Source organism: Streptomyces sp. NPDC034043, from assembly GCF_055575675.1.
The window spans coordinates 433,159-448,180 of sequence record NZ_JBVISF010000006.1 but is presented as its reverse complement, the minus strand read 5'-3'; the positions used below and the strand labels follow the sequence as shown (position 1 = coordinate 448,180).

Below are 15,022 nucleotides of genomic sequence, written 5' to 3'. Positions count from 1 at the left end.
ACGTGTACGTGGACGACGACGGCGTCGTGGTGCTGCCCGCCGGGCACTGGACGGCGGTTTCCCGCCACCCTGCGGCCGGGGGCCTGGCGGCGGCGGTCCGGCGGGGGTTTCACTGCGGGCCCATGAGACGACACAGGATCATGGGCCTGCTCGGCGCCCTCACCCTCGCCGCCGGAGCCCTGGCCGGACCCGCGGCCGCCGCCGGATCCCCCGCCGCCGGACCCGCGGCCGCCGGACCGCCCGCCGCCGCTGACGCCACCGCCGCCGGACCCGCGGCCGCCGGACCGCCCGCCGCCGCTGACGCCACCGCCGCCGGGCCCGGGGCCGACGGGCCCCTCCCGCCCACCGAGTTCGGCACCGACTGGCACGACCCCCTCACCGCCGCCCCGCCCGTGGAGCGCCCCGCGACCCGCTCCTGCGAAGTGACCCTGGCCGAGGCCCAGTTCCGCGACTTCACCCCCTACCGGGGGACCTACGCCCCGCCCGCCGGCTGCGGCCGCTCCGGCTGGGCCAAGGCCGTCCTGCGCCTCGACGGCAAGGTCAAGGGCCGCCAGTACGACCGCCTCGGCAACCTCACCCTCGGCGGCGTCGAAATCCTGCGCACCTCCACCCCGCAGCCCTCGCCCGACGGCATCACCTGGTCCGTGGAGAAGGACGTCACCCGCTACAGCGACCTCCTCGGCCGCCCGCAGCCCGTCGAGATGCTGATCGGCAACGTCGTCAACGACACCTACACCGGCGTCATCGACGTCAAGGTCACCCTGACCCTCTACGCCGCCGACCGGCACCACCCGGCCCCCGACACCCCCGACCGGGTCCTGCCCCTCACCAACCCCGCCGTCACCACCCCGCGCAACACCGAGCGGCTCCTCGCCGAGGTGTACGCCACCGGCTCCGGCGGCGGCTGCGAGGAGTACTGGTACATGACCGTCCCCGACGCCGCGCCCTACTCCTGCAAGGCCCCCGACGGCCCCCACCGCGAGGTGCGGATATCCGTCGACGGACGGCTCGCCGGCCTCGCCGCCCCCTTCCCGACCGTGTGGACCGGCGGCTGGTCCAACCCCTTCCTCTGGTACGTCACCCCCGGCCCCCGCGCCTTCGACGTCCAGCCGATCGTGTACGACCTCACCCCCTACGCGGCCCTCCTCAACGACGGCCGCGAGCACCGCGTCGAGGTCTCCGTCTCCGGCGTGCCGGCCGGCCAGGGCGGCTGGAGCACCCCCGTCAACCTGCTGCTCTGGCAGGACCACGGCCGCCAGGTCGTCACCGGCGCCCTGACCCGCCACGAGGAGGGCGCCCCCACCGGATCCTCCCGCTGGACGCCCGCCGCCCCCGGCGGCGAACACCGCCTGGACACCGACGGGGGCCACCGCCTGACCGTCGCCGGGTACCTCGACACCTCCCACGGCCGCGTCACCACCACCGTCACCCGGGCCGTGTCGCACACCTCCGCGCACCTCTGGACCGACGGCGAGAACCGGGACGCCCTCACGGCTTCCTGGACCGACGAGGAGAGCGTCACCCGCGGCGCCGCCGCCACCCGCACGGCCCGCACGTACACCATGGACGGCGAGACCACCCTCGGCGCCGGCGACCGGCTGCGCACCGTCCTGTCCCTCGGGGACCGGGCCGACACCGTCACCTTGCGCGGCGGCCGCCAGACCGGCCGCTCCCTCCTCGACCACCGGTACACGGGCGACGCCACGTACACGGCGAACGTCCCGCGCGACCAGCGGCACGCGGTCGGCACGTCCACCGAGCGCTACCGGCTGTACGGGACGGACGCCGGGGCCGGCTGTTACGACCGTACGGTGTCCACCGCGCAGGGCACCGTGACGGAGGACCGCTTCCGCTGCTGACGGTGGCGGGGCCTACGATGACCGCCCATGGAGATGAGTGAGGCCGGCAGACGGCTGGTCGACGGCCGTTTCGAACTGATCGGCCCCCTGGGCGCCGGAGGCATGGGCACGGTGTGGCGCGCCCGCGACATCGCACTGCACCGCGAGGTCGCCCTGAAGGAGGTGCGCCCGCCGGACCCCGCCACGGCCGCCGCGCAGCCGGACCTCGCCGTCCAGCTGCGCGAGCGGGCCATCCGGGAGGCCAGGGCCCTGGCCCGCCTCGCCCACCCGAACGTGGTGACCATCCACCACATCGTGGAGCCCGCGCCGGGGACGGACGGCCACCCGTGGATCGTGATGGAGCTGCTCAGGGGCGGTTCACTGCACGACCGGCTCGCCACCGGACCGATGCCGCTCACGGAGGTGGTGCGGCTCGGGCTCGACATCCTCTCCGCGCTGCGCGCCGCACACGCGGAAGGCGTGCTCCACCGGGACGTGAAGCCGGCCAACGTCCTGCTGCGGCCCGACGGCTCGGCCGTACTGACCGACTTCGGCATCGCCGCCGTGCACGGGGCGACCGCCCTCACCTCCACCGGGGTGCTCATCGGCTCGCCCGAGTACATCGCCCCCGAGCGCTGCCGGGGCGAGGAGGGCCTGGCGGCCTCCGACCTGTGGTCGCTCGGCATGCTGCTGTACGTGGCCGCCGAGGGGACGCACCCGCTGCGCCGTGCCACCAGCCTGGCCACGGTCGTCGCCGTCCTCGACGAGCCGATCCCCGCTCCCGTGCGCTCCGGCCCGCTGGGGCCCGTACTGGAACGGCTGCTCGTCCGGGACCCCGCGGCGCGGCCCGACGGCGGCGAGCTGGAAGCGCTGCTCCGGGGTGCGAGCACTGCTCTCGGGGCGGGCGCCGGTACCGCCCCGGTCCCGCCGGTCGCGGGCCCGTACGGCCCACCGCCCACGGTGTCGGACGCCCGCTCCTTCACCCCTGGCGGCGGCTCCCCGTACGCGCCCACCACGCCCGTCCCCGGTACCGCCCCGGCCCGGGGGCGCGGCCGCGCGGCGCTGATCGGCGCCGCCCTGGCGCTGGCCCTCGCCGGCGGGGTGGCCGGCCTCGTCCAGGCGCTGCCCGACGGCAAGTCCTCCGGCCGGCAGGCCACGGGCCCCACCGCCACGGCCACCCCGGCCGCCGTCACCCCCGGCGCGGCGACCCCCGCGGGCCGGACGGGCGCCACGCCGCGGGGCGAGGGCGGCCAGGCCGCGGCCACGGGGAACCTGCTCGCCCCCGACCAGGTCCGGACCGTCGTCGAGGCGTTCAAGCAGCGGACCGGTACCACCACCTTCGTGGAGATGACCGTCTACGAGGGGTACGTGCTGGCCTCCATCCCCACCGCCCCCGGCGCGGACACCTTCGACCGGTACCAGTACCGCGACGGCCAGGTGACGCACGCCGGCCCCGGCGGCACCGTCAAACAGGACGAGCCGCTCATCGACATGGCGGGCGTGAAGTGGGACGCCCTGCCCGCCCTCCTGGACCGCGCCCAGCAGGAACTGGGCGTCACCAAGCCCACCTCCCGCTACGTCATCGTCGAGCCCTGGCTCTTCGACGCGACCCCCTCCATGCGCCCCTACCTCACCGACGAGTACGGACGGGGCGGCTACGTGTACGCCGACACCCAGGGCAACGTGAAGAAGGTCTACCGGTCCTGACGAGGCGTATCCGCACACCCCCACACCCGCACATGCCCGCAGACCCGCCCACCCGTACGCGCCCGGGCGCGTACGGGTGGGCGGACACGGTCCGAGGAGACGGCCACCATGCCCAGCTGGCGCACCACCCTGACCCGCGCCGGGATCACCGACCCCCGGCTGCGGGCCGACTTCACCCATGCCGCACGCAGGGTGCTGCGCCGCGAACCGGCCCCCTACCTCACCCTGCGCCTGCTGGCCGCGCCGCCGCTGGTGCCCTGGCTGGCGGCCGGGCTGGCCTTCATGAACCTGGTCGACGACGTGGCCGAGACCGGCACCCCGAGTGCCCGGGCCGCCGGTCTCGCCACGCTGGCGCGACGCACCGGAGCGGCCCTGGAGAGCGGCGACAGCCCGGACCCGCTGCTGCGCGCCTACGCCCACGCCGTGAGCACCCGGGGCCTGCCCGGGCACTGGGTCACCCGCTTCCTCGACGGAGCCGCCACCGCCGAGGCCGGCTTCGACGGCTTCGCCACCGAGGAGGACTTCCAGACCTACCTCGACGCCTACGCCTGGCCCGGGGTCATGGTCTTCACCGGCCTCCAGTACGAGGGCGGACCCGACGCTGCCCAGGCCGCCGGCTGGCGCGGCTTCGTGGACGCCGCCCAGCGGGTCGACTTCCTCGCCGATCTCGCGGGCGACCTCGCCGACGGGCGGCTGTGCGTCCCGCGCTCCCGGCTCGACGAGCACTCCGTCACCCGCGCCGACCTGGAACGGGCCCGCGACACCCGGGAGGTACGCGCCCTCCTCGCCGCCGAGTGTGCCCGCGCGCGGACCGCCCTCGGCGCCGCCGGAGGCGTCCTCGGCCTCACCGAGCCCGGACTGCGGCCGGTGGTCGCGGCCATGACGGAGCTCATGGGACACCAGCTGACCGCGGTGGAGAAGGCCGGCACCGGCGCCCTGCGCAAGGACGTCGGCTACGGCCTGACGGCACCCGTGGCCACCCTGGTCCGCGCGCGGCGCCGCCGCAGGCACCCCGGGCGGACCACGGCGGCGCCGCGCTGACGCCCCGCCGGGCGGGACCCGTCAGTACGGGCCGTTGACGTTGTCGATCGAGCCGTATCGGGCGGCGGCGTAGTTGCAGGCCGCGGTGATGTTCGCGACCGGGTCGTACGAGTCCATGGAAGTGCCGGGCACGTGGTAGGCGCGGAAGGTCGGGTCGATGACCTGGAGCAGGCCCTTGGAGGGGATGCCGGCCGCGGCGTTGGAGTCCCAGTTGTTGATGGCGCGGGGATTGCCCGAGGACTCGCGCATCACGTTGCGGTGGATTCCGTTGTAGGTGCCGGGAATTCCGTGCTTGGCCATGACGGCCAGCGACTGGCGGATCCAGCCGTCGAGGTTGTTCGCGTACGTGGTGGCCGGTTTGGCGGCGGGCTTCGCCGCGGCCGCCCGTGCCGCCGCGCCGATGCTCAGCTTCAGGCCGGGGCGGATCACCGAGGGGTTCTGGCCGATGGCGTTGCGGTTGGCCGCGTAGAGCGCCTGCCAGCCGCCGCTCACGGAATGATCGGCCGCGATCTTCGAAAGCGTGTCACCGCCGACCACGGAATAGGTGACGGCCGCCGCGGCCTTTTCCACGGACGCCTTTTTCGCGACGGACTTGTCCACGGCCGGCTTCTGCACCGCCACGGCCTTCTCCACGGACGCCTTGACGAGCGACGCCGGAGCCGGCTGCGTGCCGGCCGCCCCGGCCGTGGTGGCGCTGATCAGCGGAAGGGCGAAAGCCGCTCCGCCCGTGCCGGCGACCGCGAGTCCGCGGGCGATCCGGTTCTGCTTCGGCCGACGGTGCTTACCGTGTCGGGGCATGGCGCTGTTCCTCACGTGGGGGTACGGGAGAGCCCCGGCGGCGGCCGGATTCGGCAGTCGGCCGCGGGGAGTGAGGTGACCGTAGGCGAGTGCGAGGGGCGGGAACAAGACGAGAATTCCGCCCGGAGATCGACTTCCCGTCCGTTGTCCGGTAAATGACCATGACGGGCGGATCGCGGAAAGGCCGATTTCCTTTCCGTGGAAAGGGAATCGGCCGTTCCGGATGAATTGATGTTGAGCGGTCCCGCGTGACCCACATCACGGGCCGGGCAGGTTTGAGGCCGCCTCGTCCAATACGGTCAATTCGCGCCCCGATACTGCCGATTCGGGCGACCCGCCCGAGGCTGACGAATCGCTCGCAATGGGACATTCAATCCCGCCTGTGGCCGCTCCGGGGGCCTGCGACCCGTCCCGACTCGGGGCGTGCGGGCCGCTCAGTCGGGCAGCGCGACGGTGAGGTCCACCTCGACCAGCTGCCCCGCGAAGCCCAGCTGCGCGACCCCCAAGAGCGTGCTGGCGGACGTGAAGGCCGGCCCGAGGGCGGAAGCGGCAAGCCGGTGCCAGGCGAGGCCCAGGTCGTCCCTGTCATCGCTGCGCACGTAGATCACCGAACGCACCACGTGCTGCGGCTGGGCGTCCACCGCCGCGAGGGCGGCCAGCGCGTTCGCGGCAACCTGATCGACTTGCGCCTCGAGGGAGCCCGGGCCGACGAGGGAGCCGCCCTGGTCGAGGGGGCACTGCCCCGCCAGATGGGCCGTTCGGCCGGTCTCCACCACGGTGATGTGGTGGTAGCCCGGCGTCGCGTGCAACTGATCGGGGTTGATGCGGCTGATCTTCGCTGTCATGCCGCGAGTCTGGCCGGTCCGCCCCGGACGCGCACCCGAATTCGCCCCACCGCGCGACCGTCCGGCGCGGCGCTGAGATCGCCCGGTTGAAGAACGAGCTAGAGGGAGGCCAGCGCCTCCAGAGTGGCGTCCACGGCTCCCCGGGACGCGGGCAGCAGGGGCAGGCGTACGTCCGGGGTGGGGATCCGGCCCTGCGCGTGCAGCACCCCCTTGACCACCGTCGGGTTCGGCTCCGCGAAGGCCGCCGCCGAGACCCGCGCCAGCCCGTGCCCCAGCCCCCGGACACGCCCGACGTCGCCTTCCCGCCAGGCCGCCGCGAGCTCCACGAACCGCTCCGTCGCCAGATGGGCCGAGGCGAGCACCGCGCCCGACGCGCCCAGCGCCAGCATCGGGGACGCGTACGCGTCGTCCCCCGCCAGGACGGAGAACCCCTCCGGCAGCCGGCCCAGCAACGCCACCGTCTCCGCGTCGATCCCGCCCGCCGCGTACTTCACCCCGGCCACCCCGGGCAGCGAGCCCAGCGCGCGCAGCGCGTCCGCGTCCAGCGGCTGCCCCGTCCGGTACGGGATGTGATAGACGATCAGCGGCAGCGGACTGACCTCGGCCAGCCGCGTGAAGTGCGCCAGCACGCCCGCCGCCGAGGGCCGTACGAAGGACGGTACGGTCACCAGCGCCGCCCGGGCCTGCGGCCACCGCGCCAGCCGCGCCAGCGCCGCCTCGCTCGCCCTGGTCCCGCTCGCTCCCGCCCCCACCGTGAGCGGCACCCCCCGCTCGCCGCAGACCCGGGCGCAGACCCCGGTGACCAGGTCGCGCTCCGCCTCGTCGAGGGCGGCCGCCTCGCCCGTCGTGCCGAGGGCCACGATCCCGGCCGCCCCCGCGTCGAGCACCTCGTGGGCCAGGGCCTCCAGCGCCCCGGCGGCCACCTCCCCGTCACGAGCGAAGGGGGTGACGAGCGGGACGTGGATCCCGTCGAGGGTGAAAGGGGTGACATCGGTCAATTGTCCGGCCCGTGCCGTTTCCTGTCGCATACCGAAGAGCTTCGCCCGGACCGAGCGCCGAATCCAGTTCGCGTTCCTTACCCGACCCGTAAGCTGAGCCGATGCTCGACGTACGCCGCCTGCGCCTCCTGCGGGAACTCGCCCGCCGGGGCACCATCGCCGCCGTGGCCGAGGCCCTCGCCTTCAGCCCCTCCGCCGTCTCCCAGCAGCTCTCCGTCCTCGAACGGGAAGCCGGCCTGCCCCTGCTGGAACGCACCGGCCGCCGGGTCCGCCTCACCCCCGCCGCCCAGAACCTCGTCCGGCACGCCGAAGCCGTCCTGGAACGCCTCGAACAGGCGGACGCCGACCTCGCGGAGGCCCGCAGCGGCCTCGCCGGCGTCCTGCGCGTCGGCTCCTTCCCCACCGCCACCCGGGCCATCGTCCCGGCGGCCCTCCTCCACCTGGCCCGGCGCCACCCCGGGCTGGAGCCGAGGGTCCGCGAGACCGACCCGGCGGCGGTCGCGCACGCGCTGCGGGCCGGGGACCTGGACGTGGCCCTGGTCCACGAGTACGACTTCGTCCCCGCGCCGCCGGAGCCGGGGCTCGCCACCCGCCCGCTGTACGGGGAGACGATGTACCTGGCCGCCCCCGCCGGCCCGCCCCCGGACCCCGCCCCCGACCAGGGCCCGCCCCCGGCCTCCGGCCTCTCCCCGGCCTCCGGACCCGACCAGGGAGCGGTCCTGCGTACCCACCAGGACGCGCCCTGGATCACCGCCACACCCGGCACCCTCTGCCACGCCATGACCGTGCGGGCCTGCCAGGCGGCCGGATTCGCGCCCCGGATCCGGCACCAGGTCGACGAGTTCGACACCGTCCTCGCCCTGGTCGCGGCCGGGCAGGGAGTGGCCGTCGTCCCCCAGCTGGGAGTGACCGGACCCCCGGACCCCGGCCTCACCCTCACCCGCCTCCACATGGAACGCCGCACCAAGATCGCCTTCCGCGACGGCGCCGCCGCGCATCCCGCCGTGGCCGCCTTCGCCGCGGCGCTGCGCGCGGCCGTGCCGCCGGATCTGGCCGGAACCGGTGGGGGCGGATGACGCGAGGGCCCGCACAACTCCCTTGGGGCGCCCCGCCCGTGTACGTTCGTTGATCCAGACCGAGCCGAACAGAACGGGGTACGACGTGACACATCGCGTACGAGGGGTCATCGCGCGGGGCAAGGGCGCACCGGTGGAGACGACCACGATCCTCGTGCCCGACCCGGGGCCCGGTGAAGTCCTCGTCAAGGTCCAGGCCTGCGGGGTCTGTCATACCGACCTGCACTACCGCGAGGGCGGCATCAACGACGAGTTCCCCTTCCTCCTCGGCCACGAGGCCGCCGGGACCGTCGAGTCCGTCGGCCCCGGCGTCACCTCCGTCGCCCCCGGCGACTTCGTGGTCCTCAACTGGCGCGCGGTGTGCGGCACCTGCCGGGCCTGCAAGCGCGGCCGGCCCTGGTACTGCTTCAGCACCCACAACGCCGCCCAGCCCATGACCCTCGAGGACGGCACCCCGCTCTCCCCGGCCCTGGGCATCGGAGCCTTCGCCGAGAAGACCCTGGTCGCCGCCGGACAGTGCACCAAGGTGGACCCCGCCGCCTCGCCGGCCGCCGCCGGACTGCTCGGCTGCGGCGTCATGGCCGGCCTCGGCGCGGCCCTGAACACCGGCAACGTGGGGCGCGGCGACTCGGTCGCCGTCATCGGCTGCGGCGGAGTGGGCAACGCCGCCGTCGCGGGAGCCCGGCTGGCCGGTGCCTCGCGGATCATCGCCGTGGACCTGGACGACCGGAAGCTGGAGTGGGCGCGCGGGCTGGGCGCCACCCACACCGTCAACGGGCGTACCGAGGACGTGGTCAAGGCCATCCAGGAGCTGACCGGCGGGAACGGCGCGGACGTGGTCATCGAGGCCGTCGGCCGCCCCGAGACCTACCGTCAGGCCTTCTACGCCCGCGACCTCGCCGGCACCGTGGTCCTGGTCGGCGTACCGACGCCGGACATGAAGCTCGAACTCCCGCTCCTGGACGTCTTCGGACGCGGCGGCGCGCTCAAGTCCTCCTGGTACGGGGACTGCCTGCCCGAGCGCGACTTCCCGTTCCTCATCGACCTGTACCTCCAGGGCCGGCTCGACCTCGACGCCTTCGTCTCCGAGACCATTCCCCTCGACGGGGTCGAGGAGGCCTTCGCCCGCATGGAGCGCGGCGAGGTGCTCCGCTCGGTGGTCCAGTTCTGACCGGCTGACCGGCTGACCGGCTGAGCGGTGGCCCGTGGCACCGGCCCCGTGGCCCTGACCGTCCGGCCGGGGCCACGGGGGGCCTAGACTCGGCCGGGACGTCAGCCCCGGCCCCCCGGCCCCGCCGCGACCCGGCGAAGGCGCGGGGGAGGGCATCCGTACCCAGACCCAGGGGCCGTCCGTGACCCTCCCGCGCAGCTACCGCCAGCCCGGTGTCGTCCTGACCGACCACCACTTCACCGTGCCGCTCGACCACGACCACCCCGACGGGGAACGGATCGAGCTGTACGCGCGCGAGGTCGTCGCCAACGACAAGGACCCCGAGCGGCTGCCCTGGCTGCTGTACCTGGAGGGCGGCCCCGGCTTCGGGGCGCGCCGGTTCACCGGCCGCCAGGCCTGGCTGGAACGGGCCCTCGCCGACTACCGGGTGCTGCTCCTCGACCAGCGCGGCACCGGCCGCTCCACGCCGCTCAACCGGCAGACCCTGCCCGCGCTCGGCACCCCGGAACAGCAGGCGGACCACCTCGCCCACTTCCGCGGCGACTCCATCGTGCGCGACGCCGAGGCCATCCGCCCGGGCCTCACCGGTGGCGCCCCCTGGACCGTCCTCGGCCAGAGCTTCGGCGGGTTCTGCGCCACCCACTACCTCTCCACCGCGCCCGAGGGCCTGACCGCCGCCCTGATCACCGGCGGACTGCCCTCCCTCGACGCGACCGCTACCGAGGTGTACGAGGCGGCGTACCCCCGCATCGAGCGCAAGAACCTGGCCCACTACACCCGCTACCCCATGGACGTCGAGCGCGCCCGCCGCATCGCCGCCCACCTCGCCGAGCGCCCGGCCGAACTCCCCGGCGGCCACCGGCTCACCGTCGAGGCCTTCCAGTCCCTCGGCCTGGTCCTCGGTGCCGGCGACGGCAGCCACCAGCTGCACTACCTCCTCGAGGACGCCTTCGTCACCACCCCCGCCGGGCCCGCCCTCTCGGACGCCTTCCTGGAACGGGTCCGCACCCACCTCTCCTTCGCGGGCCACCCCCTCTACGCCCTCCTCCACGAGGCGATCTACGCCCAGGACCCGGCGGTGCCCACCGCCTGGGCCGCCGAACGCGTCCGCGCCGGACAGCCGCGCTTCGACGCCGCGAAGGCCCTCGCCGGCGACGACCCGCTCCTGTTCACCGGCGAGACCATCCACCCCTGGCACTTCACCACCGACCCGGCCCTGATCCCCCTGTGCGAGACCGCCGACCTCATGGCGTCCCGCACCGGCTGGCAGCCGCTGTACGACCCGGCCCGCCTCGCGGCCAACGAGGTACCGGTGGCCGCCGCCGTCTACCACGACGACATGTACGTGGACACCGCGCACTCGCTGACCACGGCCCGCGCGATCCGCGGCCTGCGGACCTGGGTGACGGACGAGTTCGAGCACGACGGCGTCCGCGCCGGCGGCCCCCGCGTCCTCGACCGGCTGCTGTCCCTGGTCCGCGACGAGGTCTAGATATGGCCGGGCCGGGCCGGTGTTTCGCCCGGTGCTGCGCCGGAAAGGTTCGCCGGTCTTCGCGGTCACCGCACTAGGGTGCGGCGTATGACCGAACAAGCTGACCAGCAGCCCCCCTTGCAGCCCATGCCCGCCGACTGGCGGCGCGCCCTCGCGGTGGTGGCCCACCCCGACGACCTCGAATACGGCTGCGCCGCGGCCATCGCCGAGTGGACCGACGGCGGCCGCGAGGTCACCTACCTCCTCGCCACGCGCGGCGAGGCGGGCATCGACGGGGTCACCCCCGACGAGTGCGGCCCGCTGCGCGAGGCCGAGCAGCGGGCGAGCGCGGCGGTCGTCGGGGTGTCCACGGTGGAGTTCCTCGACTACCGCGACGGGGTCGTCGAGTACGGCCTCGGCCTGCGCCGGGACATCGCGGCGGCCATCCGGCGGCACCGCCCCGAGCTGGTGGTCACCCTCAACCACCGCGACACCTGGGGCGGGGCCGGTGGCGGCGGCGCCTGGAACACCCCCGACCACAAGGCCGTCGGCCGGGCCGTGCTGGACGCCGCCGGCGACGCGGGCAACCGGTGGATCTTCCCCGAGCTCATCTCCGAGCAGGGCCTGGAGCCGTGGGACGGGGTGCGCTGGGTCGCGGTGGCGGGCACGACCATGCCCACCCACGCCGTCGACGCCGGGTCCGGTCTGGAGCGCGCGATCCGGTCCCTGCTGGAGCACAAGGCGTACATCGGCGCGCTGACGGACCAGGACCCCGAGGAGTACGTACGGAACTTCCTCACCGGCAACGTCCAGCAGGCGGCGGCACGCTTCGGCGGCCGCCCGGCGGTGCCGTTCGAGGTCTTCCCCCGCTGACCGCACCCCCTTAAGCTGACGCCCCGTCAGTCAGGTGGGGGGTGCGGAACGTGATCGACACGGTCGGCGGGGAGGTCGGCGAGGGCGCGGAGCGCATCCGGCTGGAGGCAGAGGACGGCATCGCGCTCCTCACCCTCTGCCGCCCGGACGAACTCAACGGCTGGAGCTGGGAATCCACCCGCCAGCTGGGCCTGCTCGCCGACCGGATCCGCTTCGACCCCGGCGTGCGCGCGGTCCTGCTGCGCGCGCAGGGCCGGGCCTTCTGCGCCGGCATCGACGTGACCGCCCCCGGCGGCGACATCACGGGCGACTCCGCCGCCGAACGGACCCGGAACTACTACGAGGGCATCCGCTGGGCCCACGAGCGCTTCGCCGTCCTGGCCCGTCTGCCCCAGCCGGTCGTCGCCGCCGTGCAGGGCTACTGCCTGGGCTTCGGCTTCGAGCTGGCCCTGATGGCCGACATCCGTGTCGCCGCCGACGACGCCGTCTTCGCCCTGCCCGAGGCCCGGCTGGGCGTGGCGGTGGACGCCGGCGGCGATCTGCGGATCGCCCGGGAGGCCGGCGCGGGCTGGGCGAAGCTCCTCGCGCTGACCGGCCGCAGGATCGACGCGGTGACGGCCGAGCGCCTGGGCCTGGTCCAACTGGTCGTCCCCCGGGCCGAACTGGCGCCCGCCGCCCGCGCCCTGACCGCCGAGATCGCCGCGAACGCCCCGCTCGCCGTCCAGGGCATCAAGCGGGCGATCGACTCCTACGCCGACGCCGCCCTGTCCGCCGCCCTGGACCGGGTCGCCATGACGGCGGCCCTCACCCTCACCTCCGAGGACGCCGGGGAGGGCTACGGAGCCAAGGCCGCCCGCCGGCCCCCGCGCTTCAGGGGAGCGTGAGCACCGGCCGCACCGAGACCCCCGCGTCCCCGTCCTCCGGCCCGTACGCCGTCACGGCTGGAACGGTCCGCGTCCCAGCTGTTCGCGCACCGGCACCACCTCCGGCTGGACCACGGCCCGGCGCTGCCAGTTCGCCCCGTCGACCACCAGCGTGTGGCCGGTGACGAAGCGTGCGTAGGGGGAGGCCAGGAAGGTGGCGGCCCAGCCCAGTTCACGCGGGGCGCCGACGCGCAGGGCGGGCTGCCGGGTGTCCTTCGATTCGGGGGCGGCGCGTTCCAGTCCGCCGCGGATGTCCTCGGTCATGTCGGCGTGCGGGAACAGCCCCGGCACGAGCCCGTTGATCCGGATGCCGTACGGGCCCCACTCCACGGCGAGGGTCTCCACCAGGTTCTTCACCCCGGCCTTGGCGGCGGCGCTGTGGGCGAAGCCCGGGCCCCCGGTCCAGGCGTACGAGGCGCCCACGCTGACGATCGCCCCCGGTGTGCCGGCGGCGAGGTGGCGCCGGCCGAACTCGCGGGTCATGAACCAGGTTCCGGTCAGGGTGGTGTCGACCACCGCCCGCCAGGCGTTGGGGGACAGGTCCTCGGCGGGGCTGGGGAAGTTCGCCGCGGCGTTGTTCACCAGTACGTCCGGCGGTCCCAGCGCGGCCCCGGCGGCGTCGAAGGCGTCCGCGACCCGCTCGGGGTCCCGGATGTCGCAGACGGCGGCCGCCACCCGGCCCGCGCCGGGTACGGCCGCCAGCTCCTCGCACGCCGCGGCCAGCTGCCCGGCGCGGCGCCCCGCGATCAGCAGGTCCGCGCCCAGCCGGGCGAACTCGGCGGCGATGGCCTTGCCCAGTCCGGTGCCGCCGCCGGTCACCAGGACCACCTGCCCCCCGTACGTGCCGGGGGGCAGGGCGGCGGCGCCGAGCGGCGGGGGCGCGGGCAGCCCGCGCCTGATCTCGTCCGTCATGGGGCACCGATAGCGCGCCGGGGCACAGAGCGCCATGCCCGCGACGGCGCCGGCTACTGGGGCAGGTACGCCTGCTTGGTGGCGCAGGTCCAGATCACCGGCTTCAGCGTGCCGCCCGCGTTGACGGCCGCGCCGCCGACGCGGCCGTCGTCGGAGACCGACGCGGCGGCGCTGGCCTGCCGCGCGGCGAGCCGGGGCAGGGCGAGCACCGGCCCCGTACCGGGCGACAGCTGCGCCTGGTCGGGGTGGGTCTGCTCGTCCGGGTGGAACTTGGCGGTGCCGGCCGAGACGCCGGTCGTCGGGCTGATCGCCTCGAAGGTGCCGTAGGGGTGGGTGTTCAGCACCCCGGGGGAGGCGGCGGGCCCGGTGTGGGGCGGCGTCCAGGTCATGGGCCTGTACTGGTAGCCCATGCCGTACCAGTCGTAGCCGACGACGCGGCCGCTCTCGTCGAGGTCCTGTACGTAGCTGTCGTTCGCGGTCGCGGCCAGAGCCCTGGCCGGTCCGCCGTCGGCGGGCCAGAGCACCGGGTAGGACCCCTCCCGGTGGGCGCCCGTGTCCGGGTCCTCGTAGTTCTCCCGCGCCATGCCGACGACATCGCCGCCGTTGTTGATGGCGGTGACCAGTTCGACCGAGGTGCCGGGCAGGGCGTCCGCCGGCAGGGCCAGGTCGCGGACCTTCTGACCGTCCTTCCAGACGACGCCCACGCCCGTCCGTAGCCGCGAGACGACGTAGCCGGCGTCGTTGACGTCGGCGTCGTCCGACGCCCAGTCGCTCCCCGGCAGCCGGGTGACCGCGGTGTCGCCCGCCCGGTAGGTGAAGGCGTAGCCGTCGGCGCCGTGGACGGCGCCGACCATCAGACCGCTCGCGTTCACCCCGAGCACCGCGCCCGAGGCGCCGGCCTCCGGCAGCGGGACCCTGTGCAGCCGGGTGCCGGTCCAGTAGACGGGCTTGCCGCCGGAGCGGCCGACGGACAGGTTGCCCGGGCCGAGTCCGAGGACGCCCTCGGCCTGCTCGCTGCCCACGTTGTAGCCGCCGGATCCGATGGAGCCGAGGACCTGGATCCGGGGCGTGCAGGAGGCCGCGGCCGCGGCGGGTCCGGCGGCGGTGACGATGCCGGCGAGGACGAGGGCGGCGGTGGCCGCCGAGCCCGCGCCGCGCATGCGTGTGCTGTTCATCGTTCGGTTTCCCCCTGTGGTGTGTGCTCGTGGCGCCGGCACCGGCGCCCGTCCGGAGCGGCGGGCTCCGGGCACGCGCGATCCCCTGGTGCGTCATATGCCCGGTGACAGCGGCCCGTTGATGCTAACGCCCGGGACTGACGTTCACCTGTCGTTCGTACGTCCGGTTTCCGGAGGGGGGTGTTCCCGCGTGG

General features: G+C 74.9%; 13 protein-coding genes. 8 read left to right on the top strand and 5 right to left on the bottom strand.

Features of this window, described 5'->3' with window-relative positions:
* The first annotated feature begins 122 nt into the window (after window positions 1-122).
* The 3 genes from ACZ51S_RS18365 to ACZ51S_RS18355 all read left to right on the top strand — a co-directional run bounded on the left by ACZ51S_RS18365 (window position 123) and on the right by ACZ51S_RS18355 (window position 4,586).
* Complete coding sequence (locus tag ACZ51S_RS18365) at window positions 123-1,859, top strand: peptide-N4-asparagine amidase (RefSeq protein WP_468961449.1); 1,737 nt, start codon at window positions 123-125, stop codon at window positions 1,857-1,859.
* 27 nt (window positions 1,860-1,886) lie between these two features.
* Window positions 1,887-3,545 (top strand): serine/threonine-protein kinase, encoded by a 1,659-nt coding sequence (locus ACZ51S_RS18360; RefSeq protein WP_468961432.1) that lies wholly within the window; start codon window positions 1,887-1,889, stop codon window positions 3,543-3,545.
* Window positions 3,546-3,653: 108 nt separating this feature from the next.
* Entirely contained in the window at window positions 3,654-4,586 is a 933-nt protein-coding gene (locus ACZ51S_RS18355; RefSeq protein WP_468887378.1) for a squalene/phytoene synthase family protein, read from the top strand.
* Between the two features lie 21 nt (window positions 4,587-4,607).
* Here ACZ51S_RS18355 and ACZ51S_RS18350 read toward each other — a convergent pair whose 3' ends face one another.
* From ACZ51S_RS18350 to ACZ51S_RS18340, 3 genes are all read right to left on the bottom strand, one after another.
* The gene (locus ACZ51S_RS18350) at window positions 4,608-5,384 is read right to left on the bottom strand and encodes a transglycosylase SLT domain-containing protein (RefSeq protein WP_468476532.1); all 777 of its coding nucleotides are present in this window, start codon (window positions 5,382-5,384) and stop codon (window positions 4,608-4,610) included.
* A 434-nt stretch (window positions 5,385-5,818) separates the two neighbouring features.
* Window positions 5,819-6,229, bottom strand: coding sequence for a RidA family protein (locus tag ACZ51S_RS18345; RefSeq protein ID WP_468476533.1), 411 nt, complete (start codon window positions 6,227-6,229; stop codon window positions 5,819-5,821).
* A gap of 98 nt (window positions 6,230-6,327) precedes the next feature.
* Window positions 6,328-7,257: a dihydrodipicolinate synthase family protein gene (locus ACZ51S_RS18340; RefSeq protein ID WP_468961430.1), complete on the bottom strand. Its 930-nt coding sequence runs from the start codon at window positions 7,255-7,257 to the stop codon at window positions 6,328-6,330.
* A gap of 71 nt (window positions 7,258-7,328) precedes the next feature.
* On the opposite strand from ACZ51S_RS18340, the gene ACZ51S_RS18335 reads away from it, so the two are divergent.
* The 5 genes from ACZ51S_RS18335 (at window position 7,329) to ACZ51S_RS18315 (ending at window position 12,702) form a co-directional block, all read left to right on the top strand.
* Entirely contained in the window at window positions 7,329-8,303 is a 975-nt protein-coding gene (locus ACZ51S_RS18335) for a LysR family transcriptional regulator (protein ID WP_468961428.1), read from the top strand.
* 85 nt (window positions 8,304-8,388) lie between these two features.
* Complete coding sequence (locus ACZ51S_RS18330) at window positions 8,389-9,474, top strand: S-(hydroxymethyl)mycothiol dehydrogenase (protein WP_468961426.1); 1,086 nt, start codon at window positions 8,389-8,391, stop codon at window positions 9,472-9,474.
* 181 nt (window positions 9,475-9,655) lie between these two features.
* Window positions 9,656-10,966 (top strand): alpha/beta fold hydrolase, encoded by a 1,311-nt coding sequence (locus ACZ51S_RS18325; RefSeq protein WP_468961424.1) that lies wholly within the window; start codon window positions 9,656-9,658, stop codon window positions 10,964-10,966.
* Between the two features lie 87 nt (window positions 10,967-11,053).
* Window positions 11,054-11,818, top strand: coding sequence for a PIG-L deacetylase family protein (locus ACZ51S_RS18320; RefSeq protein WP_468961422.1), 765 nt, complete (start codon window positions 11,054-11,056; stop codon window positions 11,816-11,818).
* Between the two features lie 50 nt (window positions 11,819-11,868).
* Entirely contained in the window at window positions 11,869-12,702 is an 834-nt protein-coding gene (locus tag ACZ51S_RS18315) for an enoyl-CoA hydratase/isomerase family protein (protein WP_468961420.1), read from the top strand.
* Window positions 12,703-12,753: 51 nt separating this feature from the next.
* On the opposite strand, the gene ACZ51S_RS18310 is transcribed toward ACZ51S_RS18315, so the two are convergent.
* Window positions 12,754-13,653 carry an SDR family oxidoreductase gene (locus ACZ51S_RS18310; RefSeq protein ID WP_468476540.1) on the bottom strand — a complete coding sequence of 300 codons (900 nt, stop codon included), beginning with the start codon at window positions 13,651-13,653 and terminating at the stop codon, window positions 12,754-12,756.
* Window positions 13,654-13,706: 53 nt separating this feature from the next.
* The gene (locus ACZ51S_RS18305) at window positions 13,707-14,828 is read right to left on the bottom strand and encodes a hypothetical protein (RefSeq protein WP_468961417.1); all 1,122 of its coding nucleotides are present in this window, start codon (window positions 14,826-14,828) and stop codon (window positions 13,707-13,709) included.
* Window positions 14,829-15,022: the final 194 nt, after the last annotated feature.

Excerpts from the sequence above, each read along its gene's own strand:
- ACZ51S_RS18310 (WP_468476540.1), bottom strand. The coding sequence starts at position 13,653 with ATGACGGACGAGATCAGGCGCGGGCTGCCCGCGCCCCCGCCGCTCGGC.
- ACZ51S_RS18340 (WP_468961430.1), bottom strand. The coding sequence starts at position 7,257 with ATGCGACAGGAAACGGCACGGGCCGGACAATTGACCGATGTCACCCCT.
- ACZ51S_RS18305 (WP_468961417.1), bottom strand. The coding sequence starts at position 14,828 with ATGAACAGCACACGCATGCGCGGCGCGGGCTCGGCGGCCACCGCCGCC.
- ACZ51S_RS18350 (WP_468476532.1), bottom strand. The coding sequence starts at position 5,384 with ATGCCCCGACACGGTAAGCACCGTCGGCCGAAGCAGAACCGGATCGCC.
- ACZ51S_RS18360 (WP_468961432.1), top strand. The coding sequence starts at position 1,887 with ATGGAGATGAGTGAGGCCGGCAGACGGCTGGTCGACGGCCGTTTCGAA.
- ACZ51S_RS18355 (WP_468887378.1), top strand. The coding sequence starts at position 3,654 with ATGCCCAGCTGGCGCACCACCCTGACCCGCGCCGGGATCACCGACCCC.
- ACZ51S_RS18365 (WP_468961449.1), top strand. The coding sequence starts at position 123 with ATGAGACGACACAGGATCATGGGCCTGCTCGGCGCCCTCACCCTCGCC.
- ACZ51S_RS18335 (WP_468961428.1), top strand. The coding sequence starts at position 7,329 with ATGCTCGACGTACGCCGCCTGCGCCTCCTGCGGGAACTCGCCCGCCGG.
- ACZ51S_RS18345 (WP_468476533.1), bottom strand. The coding sequence starts at position 6,229 with ATGACAGCGAAGATCAGCCGCATCAACCCCGATCAGTTGCACGCGACG.
- ACZ51S_RS18320 (WP_468961422.1), top strand. The coding sequence starts at position 11,054 with ATGACCGAACAAGCTGACCAGCAGCCCCCCTTGCAGCCCATGCCCGCC.